Source organism: Nocardia tenerifensis NBRC 101015 (assembly GCF_000308715.1).
Taxonomy (GTDB): domain Bacteria; phylum Actinomycetota; class Actinomycetes; order Mycobacteriales; family Mycobacteriaceae; genus Nocardia; species Nocardia tenerifensis.
In genome coordinates this window covers 1-19,843 of record NZ_BAGH01000571.1, presented here as the reverse complement: position 1 = coordinate 19,843, position 19,843 = coordinate 1, and the positions used below count along the sequence as shown (strand labels likewise).

The following is a 19,843-nucleotide window of genomic DNA, read 5'->3' as shown; positions in this document are numbered from 1 at the left end:
GCGCCGCAAAGCCTCTCCGTTCCACTGGTCGGTCGCGTGTGCTCTGCCGGGCCGGTCACGTTCTGCTCAACTGTTCGATCTGCGGCTGCCGGGTGCTGTCGCGATCCGCACTCGGCCGATCCCGCGTGACCCACGGCAGCCGAGGGAACCACCAGTTCCATCGGCCCATGATCTGCATCAGCGCCGGCACGAGCACCAGCCGGATCAGCGTGGCATCGATGATCAACGCCGTGGCGATGGCGAAGCCGAACTCCTGCAACCCGACGATCCGCGACACCAGCAGGCTGCCGTAGCCGACCGCGAGGATCGCCGCGGCCAGCGAGATGGGGCGAGCGGTGCTCTGCAATCCGATCACCACCGACCGCCGGTTGTCCCCGGTCCGCAGATACTCCTCCTGGATCCGGCGCACCAGGAACAGCTCGTAGTCCGTGGACAACCCGAACAACAGCACGAACATGATCAACGGCACCTGCGGCCAGATCACCCCGGAGTCGTTCGCGCGCTGGAACACCAGCACGGTGAGCCCGTACGCGGCGCCGGTGGCGAGCAAGCTCATCGCGATCGCCTTCAGCGGCAGCAGCACGCTGCGCAGGATCACCATGAGCGCGGCGCACATCATCGCCAGCACACAGCCGACCACCCACCACAGTTTCCTCGACGACTCCGCGACGATGTCGGCGACGTGCGCACCCGGCCCGCCGACCATCGGGGTGACGCCCGGCGGACTGTTCGCGGGAATGATCTCGGTCCGAATCCGCTCCACCAGCGGCAGCACGGCGGGGGAATCGATGGGGTGCCTGGCCAGGACCACCATGCCCGTGAGGTCTTCGCCGTTGTCGAGGACGGCGACGGCGGTTACGTCGGGATCCGCGCGCAGCGCCGCCTGCAGCGCGGCGCTGTCCGGCTCCGGGGTGTCCGCCGGTCGGACCAGGAGCACGGCGACCGGCCCGGTGGCACCGACCAGTTCTCCCTCGGCCACGGCGAAGCCCGTGAGATACGGCGTGCTCGCCAAGGCGCGGCGTTCGAGGTTGATGCCCATCGCCAGATCGGTGGTCGGGATGGCCGCCAGGAGCAGCCCGGCCGTGACGGCGACGGCGTACGGCCACGGGTGGCGCATCAGATGCTCAGCCCACCGGGCCAGCCGACCGGACGAGGCGACGTCGGCGCGCGTGGCCCGCGCCCAGCGAGGTCGCCACTCGAGCCACCGCGTCAACGAGATCAACACCGCGGGCAGCAGCGTGACCGACGCCAGCAAGGTGATCGAGACCACGGCCAGCGCGCCGATTCCGGTCTGCGCGAAGACATGCCAGCGCACCATGAACAGGCTCAGCGCGGCCAACACCAGGATCAACCCCGAATACAGCACGGTGCGCCCGGTCGTCGCGGCCGCGGTCGCGACGGCATCCTCGGGCTCTGCGCCGGCGGCCAGCTCTTCCCGGTAGCGATTCATCACGAACAGCGCGTAATCGATGCCGATTCCCAAGCCCAGCGCGCTGACTCCGACGAGCAGCATGCCGTCGACGGTGAAGACTCCGGTCAGCATCGAGAACATGCCCGTGGTGGCCACCACCCCCGCGCCCGCGATGACCACCGGCACCACCGCCGCGACCGGCCTGCGCAGACCCCACCACAGCACCAGGATCGCCAGCGGCACGGCGACCAGCTCGATCCGCATGAGGTCCGCGATCTCGACCTTCTGGATCGCCTCGCCGTACACCGAGACGCCGACCAGATACGCGTGCACCTCCCCGCCGGACGCCTCCCGCACCGTCCGATCGAGCACGTCCTGCAGAACTGGCGAACGTTCCTGTCGCTGCCGATCGTCGCCGGAGACGCCGACCAGCAGATACGCGCTGTGCTCGTCGCGCATGAGCGGGCGCAGCGGCTCCAGCGCGGACCCCAGCGGCAACACGCGATCGGGGTCGCCCGCCACCGGCAACAACAGCACCCCGGAGACGCCGTCTTCGCGAGCCAACGCCGACTTACCCGCGTCGATCGCCGCTCGGAACGCCGGGTCGGTCGTGCGCCGGCCCTCGGATCGCAGCACCACGATCATCTGTTCGCGACCGAGCGTCGGCAGCCCCTCGGCCAGGATCTGGCCCACCCGCTGCGATTCGGAGCCGGACACCTCGATCGGCGGCGCCTGCAACGAGCCGAGCAGGTGCGGAAGGCCGAGCAGACCGGCGGTCAGGCCGATCAGCCACACGGCGAACACGCGCCGCCGATGCCGCGCCATGCACACGGCCAGCCGCGCCAGCATGCCACGCTTCCCGGGATGATGTGTCGCAGTGCTCATTTCGTAAATGCTCTTTGTCCACATGCGGGTTGTGATCTCCATCTTTTACCGCAGTAATCTGCCGCTGCCGCACGGCGGCGCTGTTCGGGCACGCCGGGCGGCGGGACGATCCGCCCGGTTCCGGTATGAGTTCGGCACCAGTGCGCCCGCGCAACGGTCGACGAGCGAGTTACTTCTTATCCGGTTTGACTTGAGCGATGCCTTCGACCTTGACGGTGGCGGAATCGGGAAGTGATTCAAAATCGCACTTCTTCAACTTCAGGCTCTTACCCACCTTGAAATTGCCTTCTGCTTCCACGGACTCCTGGCTGGCACTGGACGGGTCAGTGTGCAGTTTGACCCTGAATTTCCCCTGGTCAGGTCCATTTTCGAGGGGTGCTTCAATGGAGACGTCGGCGTTCTTGGCAGTGTCTTGTTCTTTGCCCTTTTTCTTCGGTTTCTTCTCGTGGGCCTGACCCTTGCCGTTCGAGGATTTCGCCGTGCACATGTCGCCTTTTTGTTCGAACACAACGTCCGATATCTGCCCCTTGAAATTATCGACCGCACATTTCTTGGACTCATCTTTCTTCTCTTCTACCGTCGCAGCCTCCGCCTTGATGGAATTGCCTTCCATCTTCGTCAACTTGATATTCGCAGCTTCGTCACAGCTGACTTCCTTCGCGTCTTCCGAATCCGACTCGGCCACCACATCCGGCTCGGCCACCGAATACGGCGCGATCAGCAGTGCGCCGCCGACAGCGGACGCCGCCAACAGCGTCGCGAACACGAAACGTCCGCCGAGCTTGACGTGCCGGGGGTTCGAGCTCAGGGTCTTCCGCTCCGTCGATCCTTGGTCACCCAACGTGAACCTCTCCTCTCGAGTGGGGCCGAACTCGGGGCGCTCTCGCCTTGTCCTGTATTCGAGGCCGCAGCCCCTACGGATGGCCGCGAGTTTCGGCGACGAATCGAGGCGAACCCGCGCACAGGGCGGCGCGGACTGCGCGATCATTGACCTACCCGGGTGGATAGGGAGCTTCGTTATGGCGCGGCCGGTCATCTCATGCGAAAGACACAGCCTGCGAGGGCTTTTGGCGGTGGCGCTGGCGTTGCTGCTGGTGTGTGCGGTGTCGGCGGGGGTCTCGGCCGGTCAGGCCGGGGCGCAGGGGCTCACGCCGCAGCAGCTCGCGGGGCAGCGGGTGATCTACTCCTATCGGGGTCTGACCCCGCCGCAGTCGCTGCTGGACGACATTCGCGCGGGCCGGGCCGCCGGGGTGATCTTCTTCGGGGAGAACATCTCGAGTCCGGAGCAGATCGCCGGCGTGGTCGCCCAGCTGCGGCAGGCGCAGGCCGAGAGCCCGATCTCGCGGCCGCTGCTGCTGATGACCGACCAGGAGGGCGGGCTGGTGCGGCGGCTGCCCGGCGCGCCGGTGCCCTCGGCCAAGCAGGTCGGCCAGTCCCCCGATCCGGTGGCCGCCGCCTTCGACGCGGGACTGGGAGCGGGGCGCAATCTCCGCGGCGTCGGCATGAACGTCAATCTCGCGCCGGTGCTGGACGTCTTCGACACGCCGGGCAACTTCATCGACCGCACGCAACGCTCGTTCAGCGACAACCCCTTCGCGGTCGCCGCGCTCGGATCGGCGTTCATCACCGCGCAGCAGGGCACCGGCGTGGCCGCCACCGCCAAGCACTTCCCCGGCCTGGGCACGGCGCCCGCCGGGCAGAACACCGACACCGGGCCCGTCACCCTCCCGGCGGACCTGAGCAGGCTGCGCTCGGTCGACGAGTTGCCCTATCCCGCAGCCGTATTCGTCGGGGTGAAGCTGGTGATGCTGTCCTGGGCGATCTATCCCGCGCTCGACGCAGACCGGCCGGCCGGTCTCTCGCCCATGATCGTCGATCGAGAATTGCGCGGCCGCAACGGTTTCCGCGGGGTGACCATCACCGACGCCCTCGAGGCCGAGTCGCTCAACGCGTTCGGCACGACCGGTCAGCGCGCGGTCGCCGCGGCCGCCGCCGGGATGGACCTCATCCTGTGCTCGGCTCGCGACACCGGCCAAGGCGAGAGCGCCACAACGGCATTGGCCGACGCCTACGCCGGCGGACAGCTCGATCCCGCGGCCTTCGATCAGGCTGTCGCCCGCGTCGACGCCCTGCGCGCCGGACTGCGCTGACCAGCTCGCACCTCGAGCCGCGACCTTCGCTGACAGCGACCTGTAGGGGTCGGCACGCGTCACGCCTTGCGCGCCGGACTGCGCTGACCAGCTCGAATCGTAAGCCGCGACCCTCGCTGACAGCGACCTCCAGGGGATCGGCACGCGCCGACATATGCGCGAACCCCGTTGCGGACGTGCTCGCCGGACTACCGTGGTGCTGCATGGCGACCAGGGAGATCACGGTGACCGTGGCCAAGAGCGAGTGGCGGACGCTGCGCGCGGCGGCCGAGTGCGCGGGCATGAGCCTGGAGGCGTACGTCAGCTGGGGCGTGCGACTGCTGGCTCTGGAGTCCGGAACCGCGGGCGCGACCCGCCGCCTCTCCGCCCCCCAGTCCCCCGCCGCCCCCCGCCCCCGAAAGTCGTCGACGAGCCGGAGTCGGTCGCCTGGGCGGAAACCTTCACCGAACGCCTAGCCCACCGCGCCGACGGCTTCCGCGACGACTGACCCCCCGCACGCCCGGCGGCGTGCTGACCCCTCACGGGTTGGCCACCGCCGCACTCTCTCTAGGGATGCGCACTCTTTTTCGGGATGCGCACTCTCTCTCGGGATGCGCACTCTCTCTAGGGCCCTAGAGACAGTGCGGGTCCCGAGAGAGAGTGCGGGAGGCCAGTCGCGTCAGCGGTTGTGGACCTCTAGGGCGGTGCGGACGGCGCTTTCGAGGGCGCCCTCGATCCAGGCCGGTTTGAGGCTGGTGTGGTCGCCGGCCAGATGGATTCGGCCTTCGATGGTTCGGGTGGCCGCGTGGTGTTCGTGGAGCTGGCCGGGTGTGGGGATGACGGCTTCGCCGAGGGCGTAGCGGGCGCGCTGCCAGGACTGGGAGAGGCCGACGCCGGTGAACTCGGCGTCGACGCGCGGACCGAATATGCGGCGCACGCCCGCGAGCGCGAAATGCACGCGCTCGCTATCGGTGAGCGAGTCCCAGCGCATGGCGTCGTCGGACCAGGTGTAGCTGGAAAGCACCACGCCGCCGTCGGACTCGGGCACATGGGAGGGGAAGTAGATGAACCTGTTGGGGCAGTCCGACACGCAGCCGCCGCCGCGGAAGCCGGCGGGGCCCTGCTCCCAGAACCGGGTCTTGAACTCGAGCAGCACCTTGGTGGCCGCGTCCTGGTGCAGCTCGGTGATGGCCCGGCGGGTCGGGTATGACAGCGGCGGATCGAAGGTGCAGAAACGGGCGGCGGTCAACGGGATGGCGAGGACGGCGTAGTCGCCCTCGAAGGATTCGATCGGGTCGGCGGGCGCGCCGTCGGTGATCTCGCTGCCGGTCTCGGCGGTCGTCCACACTTTCACGCCGCGATCGTTCTGTTCTATGCGCGTCATGCGTTTGCCCTGACGCACGGCCGGTCCGAGGTTCCGGGTGAGCGCGTCGGTGAGCGTCGCGGTGCCGCCCTCGAGCTCCCAGTAGCTGGCGTCGGGGCGGATGAGGGCGTGGTCGACCATCGCGGAGATGACGCCGTAGTGCAGCCGTGAGGTCAAATTCTCCAGGGTGCCCACCGCGCCGAGGTGCGACAGGCTCCAGCCGTGCTCCATCAGATAGCGGTGGGTGGAGTAGTCCTCGTAGGCGTTGAAAACCTTTGCCCAGCTGTCGATTTTGCGGTCGATCGGCCAGTCGTCGGGCACCGCGACCTCGTGCAGCGCCTGGTCGAGCGCGGCTCGGGCCGTGGTGGACAGGTCGACGCCGAAGCCGGCGTGCACCGCGGCCGGATTGCCCGCGTACTCGGCGCGGCTGACGATTCGTCCGTTCGTGTTGATCAACGTGCGCCCCGCCGCGCCCGGCGGCCGGAACTCGGCGGCGGGGCCGTTGGTCCACTCCTCCCCCGTGAACGAGCGGTAGGCCACGGGGGTGACGGCCGCCGAGCGGGCCTCCGGCGTCACATCGGCGTTGTGGAACTGCCGCCGCCGCAGCCCCAGCTTGTCGGCCAGGGCGAGCACCATCGGGTGCGCGCTCGGCAGGCGCATGGCGCCGGCCTCCGCGTAGAGCGCCGGATCGGTGAACACGCCGCGAAACGTCTTGACGCGGCCGCCGGTTCGGCTGGCGTTGGCCTCGAGCACCGTCACGTCGTGGCCCGCGTCGGCGAGCAGGGTGGCGGCGGTCAACCCGGCCGGGCCGCCGCCGATCACCAGAACTCGTTTGGGCGCAGTGGTTTTGGGCAGTCCGGTGTCGATGAGCGTGCGCAGGTAGGCCAGCTTCAGGTCTTTACCGTCCGGGCTCACCTGGAGCATCTCCCTGGCCAGCTCCACGCTTCGATCCATCGACCGCGCGTAATCGGTGCGAGCCGTCGGCGCGCCGCCGCACGCTGCGGTGGTGGCGCCCGCCGCCAAGGCTCCCGCCGCGACGGCAGTGCCCAACAGCGCACGCCGCCCGAATACAGTCTCTGCCATGCCCGACCGATCCTCTCTCTGTGGAGCGCAACTCGGCTGAAGGGATTGCGAAGCGAGCCGGATGCTACCTCGCCACCACCTTTTCCAGCAGAAATAGAGGTAGCCACGCCGATGCCGAGATCGAGACTCTACGTCGACCGACCACGAATCACCGCGACCTCTTGGCGGAAATCCGCCATACCCACGCGACTCCACTCCCCCGAGTCATTCCGTACGGTAGCTTTTCGGAATCGGCGGGCCGGACTGGCACGGCACCACCGATCGGTTGCCACGGTCGCGGCGACGGAAGGGGGTTGCGATACCCGAGTTCGAATGATCGCGCGGCACAAGCCCCCGATCGGGGGGAGGCCCGGGTCGGCGGCGCGCTAGTACGCTGGATTGGGGCTTGATACCGGACTGCCGGCACCGCAGCGATGAGTGCACGTGGCTTCGCGGCGTGTCGGAAGCACATGAACCCAAAGGGGAGTCCATGACCAGTGGGGGCAATGTCGGTTCACCCCGCGCGGGAACCCTATCCGTACAGCACTTCACGGCCACACCGTCGTACTGCTCGAAGATCATCGAGCTCTCGATCGACGAGCTGCTGCCCTCGGATTCGCCGCCGCGAATGGCGGGCGAGAATACGAATTATACACGGATACTTGCGGAATCGGCGACCGCTCTCGCGCCGATCGTCGTGCGCCGGGCGACGATGCAGGTCGTCGACGGGTGGCACCGCCTGCGCGCGGCCCGGTTGCGCGGCGAGAAGACCATCGCGGCAGTGTTTTTCGACGGCGGCCCCGCCGAGGCGTTCGTGCTCGCGGTCCGGCTCAACACCGCGCACGGCCTGCCGCTGTCGCTGGCCGAACGCAAGGCCGCCGCGCTCCGTATTCTCCGGTTGTACCCGGACTGGTCGGATCGGGCGGTCGCCGCCATCGTCGGGGTGTCACCCAAAACCGTTTCGGCCGTGCGCAAGCGGTCGGCTGTGGAACTTCCACAGTCGACCGGTCGGATTGCTCGCAACGGTGTGCGGCATCGCGCCGATCCGCAGGCGCGGCAGCGGGCCGCGGAGATGTTCGCCGCGGACCCCACGGTGTCGGCCCGGAAAGTCGCTGCGGCGACGGGCATCTCGGTCACCACGGCCAAGGATGTCCGAAAGCGGCTGCGCGGCGGGCAGAGTCCGGTGCCGCTGCGCCATCCGGCGTCACTGACCGACTCGGCGAACAGGAACGACTCGCCTACGCCGCCGCTGGCCCAGCGGATGATCACCGCCGAGATGCTGCACCAGCTGCGCAAGGATCCGTCCCTGCGCTTCTCCGAGACGGGGCGAAAAGTGTTGCGGTGGCTGGAGTGTCCGCTGGATGACGGCGTCGACCTGGCGCAGGTGATCGGCACTATCCCGAGTCACTGCGCCCCGCGCGTCGCGGAGATCGCCCGCCGGCGCTCACAGGAACTGCAACGCATGGCGCAGCTGCTGGATCAGCACACGCGAGGGGCGTTCTCCGCGTAAGGCTCCGGCTGGTCCACCGAAGCCGCGGCTGGTCACCGGACCCGGCCGGTCATTCAGGCCGGCCGGTCACTGAAACGCGCCCGGCCTTCGATAGGCGCAAGGCCATCGCTTTCCATACCCAAACGCGCCCTGCGCCACACGCTTCCATTGCCGCGCGCGCGAGATTGTTTCCCGCCGAATGCGTCCCGGTAAAACTTTCGCCGTTCTTGTGCACTCTCCCCGTACACGCTAGCGTGGGTTCGAGAGATAATACCGCGGATTCTTCAGTGGTAAACGGGGCTCCAAGTGATCAACGGGGGGTTCTATCGATGACAGCAAACGCTCGCGTGGGCGAGTATCGCGAATTCGCAACCGACGATTCTCTCGGTGTTCACCGAGGACTGGCCCCGTGGGGCAGGAGGCGTAATGAGCCAGAGATCGCTCACCGATGATCGTGAACATTACCGATGCGTGGGAATCGGTATCGGCCCAGCAAATCTGAGTCTAGCGTCCCTGCTCTACGAGCAGACGGACGTGCCGAACCGATTCTTCGAGAAGCAGCGCGACTTTCGCTGGCACGACGGCCAGCTCCTGCCCAACACCACGCTGCAGGTCTCGATGCTCAAGGACCTGGTGAGCCTCTCCGACCCGACGAACCGTTTCTCCTTTTTGTCCTATCTGCACGCGCACGGCCGGGTCTACCACTATCTCAACGCGCAATTCGACGCGGTGCCGCGCAGCGAATTCCGGAACTATCTGGAATGGGTCAGCTCGACGAACGAGAATCTGGTCTTCGGCGAGGAGGTCCGCTCGATCGAGTTCGACGGAGTTTTCCTGCTACGCACCGGCAATCGCACGGTGACGGCCGATAACGTCGTAATAGGCGTCGGCCGGCAGCCTTATGTTCCGCCGATGGCCGAGCCCCTGCTCGGACCGACCCAATTCCATATCAGCGAATTCGCCGACAAGGCGGTCGGGCTCGCGGGACGGCGCGTCTGGGTGATCGGCGGCGGGCAGTCCGGGGCCGAGGCGTTCCTCGACTTGATCTGCCGTCCACGCAACGAGCTACCCCGGCGCGTCGGCTGGATCTCCCGGCGCCGCAACTACTTTCCGCTCGACGACTCCCCGTTCACGAACGACTACTACATGCCGGACTACTCGGAGTACTTCTCCAGCCTGCCCGGACCCGCCAGGGACGCCATCAACTCCGCGCACGTGCTCTCCAGCGACGGCATCTCCGAGGCCACGCTGCGCGAGATATACCAGCGCATCTACCTGCACCACTTCGTCGAGGACGCCACCGACCTGGTCGCGCTGTACCCGAACCGCGACGTCCTGCGCGTGACCGGCGACCCGGGCGCCGGCTGGGACATCACCTTCACCCACAACGACCACCCCGGCGTGCAGGAGCACGCCGAGGCGGACGTGATCGTCTGGGCGACCGGCTTCCACACCGCCGACATGCAGTTCCTCGCCCCGATCGCCGACCGGCTGGAGCGCGACCGCGACGAATACAAAATCGACTCCGACTTCGCCGTGTGCTGGGACGGCCCCGCCGACCGAAACATCTTCCTGCAGAACGGCGCCCGGCGACAGCGCGGCCTGGCCGACTCCAATCTCAGCCTCGTCGCCTGGCGCAGCAAACGGATAGCCGACCGTCTGCGCGGCGTCCGCTCCGACGATCCGCACGATTCGTTTCTGGAGTGGACGGCCAAGGTCCCCGACACCAGGAACGTGGACCGATGACGAATCCGACCGTCGCGGTGGTCGGCGCGGGCATTATCGGATGTCTGATCGCACGCGAGGTGATTTCCCGCTCGCCGGACACCCCCGTCGTGGTGTTCGATCGGGACGGGATCGGCTCCGGCGCCAGCAGGCGCTCAGCGGGCCTGCATTTCCCGCGCGGCGCGACCGAACGCGTGCGTCGAATGACCGCCTACAGCCATGACTTCTACGAACGCCTCGTGACGGAAGACCCCGCGCTGCCGATTCACCCCCTCGACATGGCCATCGTGGCCACGGAGACCGCCGCGCACGTCGACGAGGTCTATCTCGACCGTGCGGCGCTGACGCCGGCGCAGGCCGTGCCGAACGAGCTGGTCCGGGTGCCCGGCGAGGCCGGCGTCTGGCTCGGGAAAGGCTGCCACTACGCCGACGTGTCCGGTGTGGCTCAGGCGATCGCGAGGCGATTACGTCCGCACGTCACGTTCCGGGAAGGCGTGCGGGTCACCGCCGTCGAGGACACGGGATCCGAGGTGCTGCTCCGGCTCGGCACCGGCGAGACGTGCACGGCCGGGCGCGTGGTGCTGGCCCCCGGCCCGTGGCTGGCCGATCGAGCCTGGAAAAGCCTTGTCGCCCCGGCGAATTCCCGGGTCAAGAAGGTCGTCGCCCTGCACATCGAACGGGAGCCGGAGCCCGAAGACGGCGTCGTCGTGTTCCAGGACGAGGACGCCTTCCTGCTGCCGCTGCGCCACCGCGGCCACTGGCTGTTCAGCTACACCTGCCAGGAGTGGGACGTCGATCCCGACACCGTGGCCCGTGGCCTCGACGAGAACGTGCTCGCGGAGGCGCTGCCGCTGCTGCGCCGGTACTCCCCCGCGCTCGCCGACCGCGCCGTGGGCGGCCGCGTGTTCTGCGACGGCTACAGCGCCGACCGGCAGCCGCAGGTCCGCCCGCTCGACCCGGCGGGCCGGGTGATCTTCGCCGGCGCCGCGAACGGCTCGGGGTACCGGCTCGCCCCGGCGATCGCGGCCGAGGCCGTCGCGCTGCTGCAAGGAGACGGGCAGCCAACTCAGCCATCGAAGGAGATGAGTCCCGCGTGATCATCAGTAATTTCGATACGGCCGAACTGCACTCGGCGTTCGGCATCGACATGAGCTCGATCGACGGCTTGGACTTCGGCGCGGGCTGGGCCCGGGTCGTCCCCGGCGGCCGGTCGGATCCGCATCAGCACGACGAGACCGAGATGTTCCTCGTCGTCAGCGGGCACGGCGAGGTCATCGTGGACGGCGCGCGGCACCCCGTGGCTCCCGGCACGGCCGTGCTGTTCGATCCGTTCGAGACCCACATCGTGGAGAACACCGGGCCGAGCGAGCTGGTGTTCTTCGACCTGTACTGGCGTGATCCCGGCCGCGCCGCCCGCCAGGCCGCCGGACGCGGCGACCGACGGCGCTTCGGTGAGCGGCCGATCTTCGTGTTCTCCACGCCGCCGACGCCCAACGGGGACCTGCATCTCGGGCATCTGTCCGGCCCGTACCTGGGGGCCGACGTCTTCGTCCGGTTCCAGCGGATGAACGGCGCGCAGGCCTGGCACCTCACCGGCAGCGACGATTACCAGAGCTACGTGGTCGACCGGGCGCGACGCGAGGGCAAGGAGCCCGCGCAGACGGCGGCGTACTACAGCGCGGAGATCGCGGAGACGCTGCGGCGGATGGACATCGAGCCCGATCAGTACACGGTGACCAACACCGACTCCACCTACCGCGCCGGGCTACAGGCGTACTTCTCCCGCCTCGTCGCGTCGGGATCCGTTGCGCCACAGGAAGGTCCGGCCCTGTTCGACGGCGCGACGAACGACTACCTGTACGAGGTCGACGTGTCCGGCGGCTGCCCCGGCTGCGGCGCGGTGACCGGCGGAAACATCTGCGAGGGCTGCGGTGAGCCCAACTCCTGCGTCGATCTGACCGAGCCGCGGTCGAAGCGATCGGAGGCGACCCCGCGCGTCGACACCCTCGCCCGGTTCACGCTGCCGCTGCACGAGTTCGCGGCCGAGCTCGCGGAGCACCACCGGCTCGGCCGGGTGCCGGCGCGGCTGCGCGAGCTGGCCGGTCGAGTGTTCGCCCGGCCCCGGCTCGACGTGGCGATCACCCATCCCGCCGCGTGGGGCGTGCCGCCCGCCGAGCCCGGCGCGGACGGGCAGGTCATCTGGGTCTGGCCGGAGATGTCCTACGGCTTCCTGCACGGCATTTCGGCGCTCGGCCGCCGCCTCGGCCGGGACTGGCGGGCCGAGCGGCCCGAGCAGGACTGGAAGATCGTGCACTTCTTCGGCTACGACAACAGCTTCTACCACTCGATCCTCTACCCCGTGCTGTACCGGCTCGCCTTCCCCGGCTGGCACCCGGACATCGACTATCACGTCAACGAGTTCTATCTGCTGGACGGCGGCAAGTTCTCCACCAGCCGGCGCCACGCCGTCTGGGGCAAGGAGATCCTCACGCCGGACAGCGTGGACGGGGTGCGGTACTTCCTGTCCCGGACGCGACCGGAGTCGCGGTCCACCAACTTCACGCGCGAAAGCTACGCGGCCGCGGTGCGGGAGGAGCTGATCGGCACCTGGCTGCGCTGGCTCAACGATTTAGGTGAGCGCGTCCGGACCCGATACGGCGCCCAAGCACCGGACGCCGGCATCTGGACCCCGGAGCACACCGCGTTCCTCGGCAGGCTGGGCAACCGTCTGTCCGCGGTGACCGCGGCCCTCGGCCCGGACGGGTTCTCGCTCGAGCTCGCGGCCGCCGAACTGCACGGAATCGTCACCGACACAGTCCGATTCGCCGATCGGGAGGGCGCGGTCGCGACGGTCGATGGCTGGGCCGACGAGGCCCGCACAGCGGTCGCGCTGGAGCTGGCGGCGGCCAGACTGCTCGCCCACTGCGCCACGCCGGTGATGCCGCGCTTCGCCCAGCGGCTCGGCGAGGCGCTCGGCGAGCAGCGCCCCGGCGAGTGGCCGCAGACCGTGGAGCTCGTGCCCGCGGGGACCGAAGTCGACCTGGCGCGGGAGTTCTTCGCCGCACCATCGGTCGTCGCCGCGGAGCCGGTCGGCGTGGGGAGCGCGTGATGCGCTCGGTGATCAATCGAATCGTCACGACCCCTCCCCCGGCCGGCTGCCACGCCACCTTCGCGCGGTTGGGCTCGACGGAGACGATCGAACTGCGTGAGCTGTCCACGCGTGCCGCGAACCTCGCGGTTGCCCTGCGCGACATGGGCATTCGGCCGGGCGACCGGATCGGGATTCTCGCCGCGAACTGTCTCGAGTGGGTCCTGCTCGACCTCGCCGCGCTGCGCTGCAAAGCGGTGACCGCCGGGCTCGAACCCGGCAAGTTCGAGGCCGACGCGGCGCTGCTCGCGCGCTACGACCTGAAGCTGCTGTTCACCGATCAATCGTCCACCGCCGCGGGTGTCCGGCCGATCCGCGAAATTCGCGACCTCGCCGTACGTTCCACGGGCACACTGCCCGAGGTCGAGTACGGGCCCGAGGAGGCCACGACGCTCAAGTTCACCTCGGGCAGCACCGGCGTACCCAAGGGTCTCGCGGCCAGCGTGGGCAGCATCGACAGTTCGCTGCGCGCCGTGCAGACCATGTTCGCGCACGGCCCCGGCGACCATCTGTTCGTCTTCCTGCCGCTTTCGCTGCTCCAGCAACGGTATTGGGTCTATTCGGCGCTGTGCTTCGGCCATGACGTCACCATCAGCACCTACGAGGCCGCGTTCACGACGATGCGGCAGGTGCGTCCCACGGTCGTGATGGGGGTACCCGGCTTCTACGAGACCGTGAAGCGGCATCTGGAGGCACAGGCCGACCCTCAGGTCGCGGCCAAGGAGTTGTTCGGGGACCGAATTCGCTACCTGTGGACCGGTTCCGCGCCGGCCGGCGCGGACATGCTGCGCTTCTTCACGAGCCTGGGCCTGCCCATCTACGAGGGCTACGGCATGAACGAAACCTGCATCGTCGCCAAGAACCACCCCGGTGCCAGCCGCGTGGGCAGCGTCGGTCGCGTCGTGCCGGGCAAGGAGGTGCTGTTCGACGCCGACGGCGTCATCAGCGTGCGCAGCGAGTACCCGGTGGCGCGGCGCTACGAGTACGGCGCGAGCGGGCCCTCGATGGGCGTGTTCGGCGCGGACGGCACGGTCCGGACCGGCGATATCGGCTATCTCGACGACGACGGTTTCCTCTATATCCGCGGCCGCGCCGACGACGTGATCGTCCTGGCGAACGGCAAGAAGGTCATCGTCCGGCCGATCGAGGAGCGCATGGCCGCGAGCCCGGCGATCGAGCACTGCGTGATCTTCTGCCCGACGCAGAACAGCCTCGTCGCCGTCGTCTCGCCCACCGGCGAGCCCGCCGACGAGAAGGCCATCGCCGAGCACCTCGCGCGCACCAACGCGGAGCTGGAGCGCGACGAGCGGATCGATCGAGTGGTGATCGCGAAGCCTCGGTTCAGCATCGACAACGGATTGCTCAGCTCGCAGTACAAACCGAAACGCCGCCAGATCCGCGAACAGTATCGAGTGGAGATCGGCGAGAAAGGAAGCACCCATGCCTGAGGTGGAGAAGGCCGTGCACGACAACTTCCGGAAGGTGATCGCGTCGGGCTCCGGCGCCGAGGAGCTCGACGCGGACCTCGACATGGTCGACGACTACGGGCTGACCTCGTTGAACAAGGTCCTGTTCCTGACCGCGGTCTGCGACGAGACGGGCGTCTCGCTGGCCAGCTTCACCGAGGAGGACGTCGCCGCCATGCGCACCCTGCGCGACGTGACCACCGCGCTGGCCCGGCACGCCGAAAGCGCGGCCTGAGATGGGTTGGGCGCAAGACGCTTTCGCGCGGCTGGAGAACGAGCAGGCGCTGCTGCGGCCGATCGAGCCCGGCGACCGGGCGGCCCTGTGCGAGATCGCGCTGGACCCCGACATCTGGCGGTACTTCGTCTCGCTGGTGGAGACCGAGGCGGACTTCGACGCGTTCTTCGACGCGGCGCTCGAGGATCAGCGCGCCGGGCGGCGGGTCGTGTTCTACATCGAGGACAAGGCGAGCGGCCGGGCCGCGGGCAGCATGAGCTACGGGAACATGGCCGAGCGCGACGGCAGGCTCGAGATCGGCTGGTCCTGGCTGGGCCGGGACTTCCGCGGGCGCGGCCTCAACCGGTGGGCGAAATATCTTCTGCTGCAGCACGCCTTCGAGCGGCTGGGCGCGGAGCGGGTGGAGTTCAAGACCGACGTGCTCAACGAGCAGGCGCGCCGGGGCCTGCGCAATATCGGGGCGGTGGAGGAGGGCGTGCTGCGCAGCTTCAACCCGATGCCGGGCGGGCGGCGCCGCGACGCCATCTTCTACAGCGTGCTGCGCGGCGAATGGGACGGGGTCAAAACCAAACTGGCGGCCTATCCCAAGGTGCAGTTGGCGGGCGCCGTCGAATGAACGCGGTCGGGCGGACGCCGTTCATCCGGGCCGAGGGCGCGGCCTTCGAGCTCGGCTATCAGCACGGCAAGGCGAGAGCCGCCGACCTGCGGGCCTTCCTGGACGACGGGTTGTGCCGGTTGAACCGGATCCTGCCCGAGCCGGTGTCGCTGACGGGTCTGCGTCCGACGATCGACGCCTACCTGGCCGAGATCGACGCCGCGACACCGGATCTCGCCGAGGAGATCCGCGGCCTCGCCGCCGGGGCCGATATCGATCCGCTGGAGGCAGCGCTGCTGCAACTACGCCGAGAGATATTGGGCTACAGCAAGATCCCGACCGCGGGCGACTGCACGACCTACGCGCTGGCCGGTGCCGACCCCGTGCTGGCGCAGACCGTGGATCTCAACGGCGATCTCGACGATCAGATCGCCGTGCTGGAAATCGTTCGCGCCCAAGCCTCTCGGCGGGTTCTCGTGCTCAGCTTCGGCGGGCTGCTCGGCTATCTCGGCCTCAACAGCGACGGTCTCGCGGTCGGCCTCAATCTCGTGCTCGGCGGTGAGTGGCGGCCGGGTGTGCCGCCCTACCTCGCCATCCGGCACGTGCTCGACCAGGCGGGCTCCGTCGAGGAGGCGGTGCGGCTGCTGCGCGCGCTGCCGCTGGCGAGCTCGCGGACCATCGTGCTGTGCGACCGGGACACGGCCGCCTACGTCGAGGTGCTTGGTACCGACGTCAGGGTGGAGTACGGCCGAGACGCGGTGCACACCAACCATTTTCTGCACCCCGACCTCGCGCCGGGCGACGAGCTCAATGTGTTTGCCCGCAACTCGTCGGTGCGCAGGCTCGACCACTGCCGGGCCCGGCTCGCCGTCGCCGCCGCAGACCCGGAGGAGCACTTCGCCCTGCTGTCCGCGCCGCCGATCAATGTCGCGGACAACGGCGACATCCGCCGCGAACGCACCGTCGCCGCCGTCGTCCTGTGTCCCGGCCGCGGCGAGCTGCACCTGCGGCCGGGTGATCCCGCGGCGCACGCCACCGAAATCTTCACGCTGTCCTAGGAGCACCATGAGCTTCGATGCGGGAATCCTCGCCCTGCCCTTCTACGAGCCGCGACATGTGGAGCGCGCGCGGCAGATCGAGAGCTGGTGCGCGGAGCACACCGAGCTGTGGGACGACGCGGCCGATCCCGACGCGGCCGGACTGCGCATCCTGCGCGCGCTCGGCGAGCACGGCTGGCTGGCCGCGCTCGACCCCGCCGCGGGCGAGGAAACTTTGGCGGGCGGCGACGCCCGTTCTCTGTGCCTGCTGCGCGAGGCCCTGGCCTACGCCGACGACCTCGCCGACTACGCGTTCTCCATCCAGGCCCTGGCCGCGACGCCGATCCTGCGGCACGGCGACGAGGAGCAGCAGCGCCGGTATCTCGCCCCGATGGCCAAGGGCACCCTGTGCGGCGCGTTCGCCATCTCGGAGCCGGCGGTCGGCTCCGACGTCGCGGCGATCGCCCTGCGCGCCGAACGGGCCGACGACGGTTATGTGCTCAACGGCGCCAAGGCCTGGATCGCCAATGCCGGCATCGCGGACGTCTTCTGTGTCATCGCGCGGACCGGCGAGGGGCCGGGCGCGCTGGGCTTGACCGCGTTCCTGGTACCTGCGGACACCCCCGGACTCACTGTGGGGCAACGGGTTCCGCTGATAGCGCCGCGCTCCTTCGCCGACCTCGAGTTCACCGACTGCCGCCTGCCGCGCGACAGCGTGCTCGGCAAACCGGGCGGCGGTTTCGTGATCGCGATGGAGGTGCTCGAGCGGTTCCGCATGACCGTGGGCGCGGCGGCGCTCGGTTTCGCGCGCCGGGCCACCGACGCCGCGCTGGCGCACGCGAAGGACCGGTCGATGTACGGAGCTCGGCAGTTCGATCTCCAGATGGTGAAGGCCACGTTCGCGGAGATCGAGGTCGAGCTGAACGCCGCCGCGTTGCTGGTGGCCCGCGCCGCGTGGGCGGCCGACACCGGGGATCCGGGCGCGGCGAAACACTCCAGCATCGCCAAGCTGTACGCCACCGAACGCGCGCAGGGCATCGTGGACGCCTGCGTGCAGGTCTTCGGCGCGGCGGGGCTGGTCGCCGACAGCGTGCCGGAGCGGCTCTACCGCCAGATCCGGTCGCTGCGGATCTACGAGGGGACCTCCGAGGTGCAGAAACTGATCATCGCGGGCTCGCTGGGCGGGCGAAGGGGGCGGGCGAGATGAGCGAGTTCCTCTCTCGACCGCCGCGCCGCTCCGCCAGGGTGCGACTGTTCTGCCTCCCGTATTCCGGCGGCGGGGCCTCGATTTTCCGTGGGTGGCAACGGGATCTGCCCGCCTGGGTCGACGTGCTGCCGGTACTGCTGCCCGGTCGCGAGGAACGCGCGGGCGAGCCGCCGCTCGCTGATCTGGACGCTTTGGCCGACGCGATCGCCGACGCGCTACGCCCGCATCTCGACGCGCCGTTCGCGCTGTTCGGGCACAGTCTCGGCGGCCTGCTGGCGTATCAGGTCGCGCTGCGGCTGCACCGCGACGGCGCGCGCGCACCCGTGGCGCTGTTGGTCGCGGGCCTGACCGCGCCGCATCGGCTCGCGCCGGATCCGATGCACGAGTACTCCGACGAGCGGTTGCTCGACTGGGTCTTCGAGATGGGCGGAACCCCAGCCGAACTGCGCGACGACCCCGAGCTGATGCGCGCGGCGCTACCCGTTCTGCGGGCGGACGTGACGATGTTCTGCACCTACCGGCATCGACCCGCCGCGCCGCTGACGTGCCCGATCGCGGTGTTCAGCGGCCGCGACGACACCATCGCGCCGGCGGAAGACGCGCAGGTGTGGGGCGAACTCACCGACTCGACGGTGCGGACCCAGGTCCTGCCGGGCGGTCATTTCTTCGTCCGGACCCATCGTCGCGAGCTGACCAGGATGCTCACGGCCGAGCTGCGCCGCTGCCTGCCGCCGGAAGGCCGGCCACGCACGACCACGGAGCCCGTCCCGCGCGGGCGCATGGAGCCGGTGGCCGTCGTCGGGATCGGCTGCCGACTACCCAATGCCTCTGGGCCGCAAGCACTCTGGCGGCTACTCCTCGACGGCGAGGACGCCGTGACCGAGGTGCCCGACGTGCGCACCGACCACCCGGCGGTGTACGGCCGTCTGCCCGCCGTGCCGTCCGGATTCCGCCGCTTCGGCGGATTCCTCGACGACGTCGAGGGTTTCGACGCCGCCTTCTTCGGCATCTCGCCCCGGGAGGCCGATCGGATGGACCCGCAGCAGCGACTGCTGCTCGAGGTGGTCTGGGAAGCGTTGGAGGACGCGGGAATTCCGCCCACCGCGCTGGCGGGCACCCGCACCGGGGTGTTCGTCGGCCAGATGGGCAGGGACTACTGGGAATTGCAGGCCCGGCACAGCGCGCTCGACCTGCACGCGCTGACCGGCGGCGGGCTCTCGTCGTTCCTGTCCGGCCGGATCTCGTTCGCGCTCGACCTGCGCGGGCCGAGCGTCTCGGTGGACACGGCGTGCTCGTCGTCGCTCACCGCGGTGCATCTGGCCTGGCAGAGCCTGCAACTCGGGGACTCCGACGTGGCGCTCGCGGCCGGGGCGAACCTCGTGCTGCTGCCGGAGCTGGCGGCCATCTACGAGCAGGTCGGGCTGATGTCGCGGCGCGGGCGCTGCCGTTTCGGCGACGCGCGCGGCGACGGGTTCGTCCGCTCCGAAGGCGTCGGCGTGGTGGTGCTGAAACCGCTGGCGCGGGCGCGCGCCGACGGCGATCGCGTCTACGCGGTGATCGCGGGCAGCGCGAGCAACAACGACGGCAGCGGCGGGGGTTCGCTGGTCGCCCCGGCACAGGATGCCCAGGAACGGCTGCTGCGCGACGCCCTGGATCGGGCCGGGCTCGAGCCTGCCGCGGTGGATTACGTGGAAGCCCATGGCACCGGCACCAATACGGGCGACTCCGTCGAATTACGCGCGCTGTCAACGGTATTCGCCGGAGCGCGCCCGGCGGGACGACCCTGCCTGGTCGGCTCGGTGAAGACCAATATCGGCCACCCCGAGGGCGCGGCTGGCATCTCCGGGTTCATCAAAACGGTGCTGAGCCTGCACCATCGGATGATTCCGGCGAATCCGCTGCTGTCCGAGCCGCATCCGGTCCTGCTCGAGCCGGACACGCCGCTGCGCGTGCCCACCGAACCCGTTGCGTGGCCGCAGGACTCGGCTCCGGTCGCCGGGGTGACCTCCTTCGGACTGTCCGGAACCAATGTGCACGTCGTGCTCACCGCGGCGCCGTCGGAGCCCGAACCGGACGACGAAGACGACGAGC

At 69.2% G+C, this 19,843-nt stretch carries 15 protein-coding genes; 12 read left to right on the top strand and 3 right to left on the bottom strand.

Features of this window, described 5'->3' with window-relative positions; translation table 11 throughout:
* Positions 1-55: 55 nt before the first annotated feature.
* A complete protein-coding gene (locus tag ON39_RS37535; protein ID WP_169335946.1) occupies positions 56-2,296 on the bottom strand; it encodes an MMPL family transporter in 2,241 nt (746 codons plus the stop codon).
* Positions 2,297-2,465: 169 nt separating this feature from the next.
* Complete coding sequence (locus tag ON39_RS37530) at positions 2,466-3,284, bottom strand: hypothetical protein (protein ID WP_146251058.1); 819 nt, start codon at positions 3,282-3,284, stop codon at positions 2,466-2,468.
* Between the two features lie 85 nt (positions 3,285-3,369).
* Between ON39_RS37530 and ON39_RS37525 the strand changes: the two genes are divergently transcribed.
* Both ON39_RS37525 and ON39_RS37520 read left to right on the top strand, forming a co-directional pair.
* A complete protein-coding gene (locus tag ON39_RS37525; RefSeq protein ID WP_218006196.1) occupies positions 3,370-4,446 on the top strand; it encodes a glycoside hydrolase family 3 N-terminal domain-containing protein in 1,077 nt (358 codons plus the stop codon).
* A gap of 203 nt (positions 4,447-4,649) precedes the next feature.
* Complete coding sequence (locus ON39_RS37520) at positions 4,650-4,901, top strand: hypothetical protein (RefSeq protein ID WP_040741273.1); 252 nt, start codon at positions 4,650-4,652, stop codon at positions 4,899-4,901.
* A gap of 203 nt (positions 4,902-5,104) precedes the next feature.
* Here the strand turns inward: ON39_RS37520 and ON39_RS37515 are convergent, their stop codons facing one another.
* Positions 5,105-6,871, bottom strand: a complete 1,767-nt coding sequence (locus tag ON39_RS37515; RefSeq protein WP_040741272.1) for a flavin monoamine oxidase family protein — start codon at positions 6,869-6,871, stop codon at positions 5,105-5,107.
* 469 nt (positions 6,872-7,340) lie between these two features.
* Between ON39_RS37515 and ON39_RS37510 the strand changes: the two genes are divergently transcribed.
* The 10 genes from ON39_RS37510 to ON39_RS46405 all read left to right on the top strand — a co-directional run.
* On the top strand, positions 7,341-8,360 hold the full coding sequence (locus ON39_RS37510; RefSeq protein ID WP_051187599.1) for a ParB/RepB/Spo0J family partition protein: 1,020 nt from the start codon (positions 7,341-7,343) through the stop codon (positions 8,358-8,360).
* A gap of 405 nt (positions 8,361-8,765) precedes the next feature.
* Positions 8,766-10,085 carry a lysine N(6)-hydroxylase/L-ornithine N(5)-oxygenase family protein gene (locus ON39_RS37505; protein WP_040741270.1) on the top strand — a complete coding sequence of 440 codons (1,320 nt, stop codon included), beginning with the start codon at positions 8,766-8,768 and terminating at the stop codon, positions 10,083-10,085.
* Positions 10,082-11,161, top strand: coding sequence for an NAD(P)/FAD-dependent oxidoreductase (locus tag ON39_RS37500; RefSeq protein WP_040741269.1), 1,080 nt, complete (start codon positions 10,082-10,084; stop codon positions 11,159-11,161). The genes ON39_RS37505 and ON39_RS37500 overlap by 4 nt, the downstream gene beginning before the upstream one ends.
* Entirely contained in the window at positions 11,158-13,173 is a 2,016-nt protein-coding gene (locus ON39_RS37495) for a class I tRNA ligase family protein (RefSeq protein WP_051187598.1), read from the top strand. Before ON39_RS37500 ends, ON39_RS37495 begins: the two co-directional genes overlap by 4 nt.
* Complete coding sequence (locus ON39_RS37490; RefSeq protein ID WP_040741281.1) at positions 13,173-14,660, top strand: AMP-binding protein; 1,488 nt, start codon at positions 13,173-13,175, stop codon at positions 14,658-14,660. The genes ON39_RS37495 and ON39_RS37490 overlap by 1 nt, the downstream gene beginning before the upstream one ends.
* Entirely contained in the window at positions 14,653-14,913 is a 261-nt protein-coding gene (locus ON39_RS37485; RefSeq protein ID WP_040741268.1) for an acyl carrier protein, read from the top strand. Before ON39_RS37490 ends, ON39_RS37485 begins: the two co-directional genes overlap by 8 nt.
* Position 14,914: 1 nt before the next feature.
* A complete protein-coding gene (locus tag ON39_RS37480; protein WP_040741267.1) occupies positions 14,915-15,529 on the top strand; it encodes a GNAT family N-acetyltransferase in 615 nt (204 codons plus the stop codon).
* Positions 15,526-16,566, top strand: coding sequence for a C45 family autoproteolytic acyltransferase/hydrolase (locus ON39_RS37475; protein ID WP_040741266.1), 1,041 nt, complete (start codon positions 15,526-15,528; stop codon positions 16,564-16,566). The genes ON39_RS37480 and ON39_RS37475 overlap by 4 nt, the downstream gene beginning before the upstream one ends.
* A 7-nt stretch (positions 16,567-16,573) precedes the next feature.
* Complete coding sequence (locus ON39_RS37470) at positions 16,574-17,752, top strand: acyl-CoA dehydrogenase family protein (RefSeq protein WP_040741265.1); 1,179 nt, start codon at positions 16,574-16,576, stop codon at positions 17,750-17,752.
* A partial coding sequence (locus ON39_RS46405) for a beta-ketoacyl synthase N-terminal-like domain-containing protein (protein WP_157195593.1) occupies positions 17,749-19,843 on the top strand: 2,095 nt, incomplete at its 3' end. The genes ON39_RS37470 and ON39_RS46405, both read left to right, overlap by 4 nt.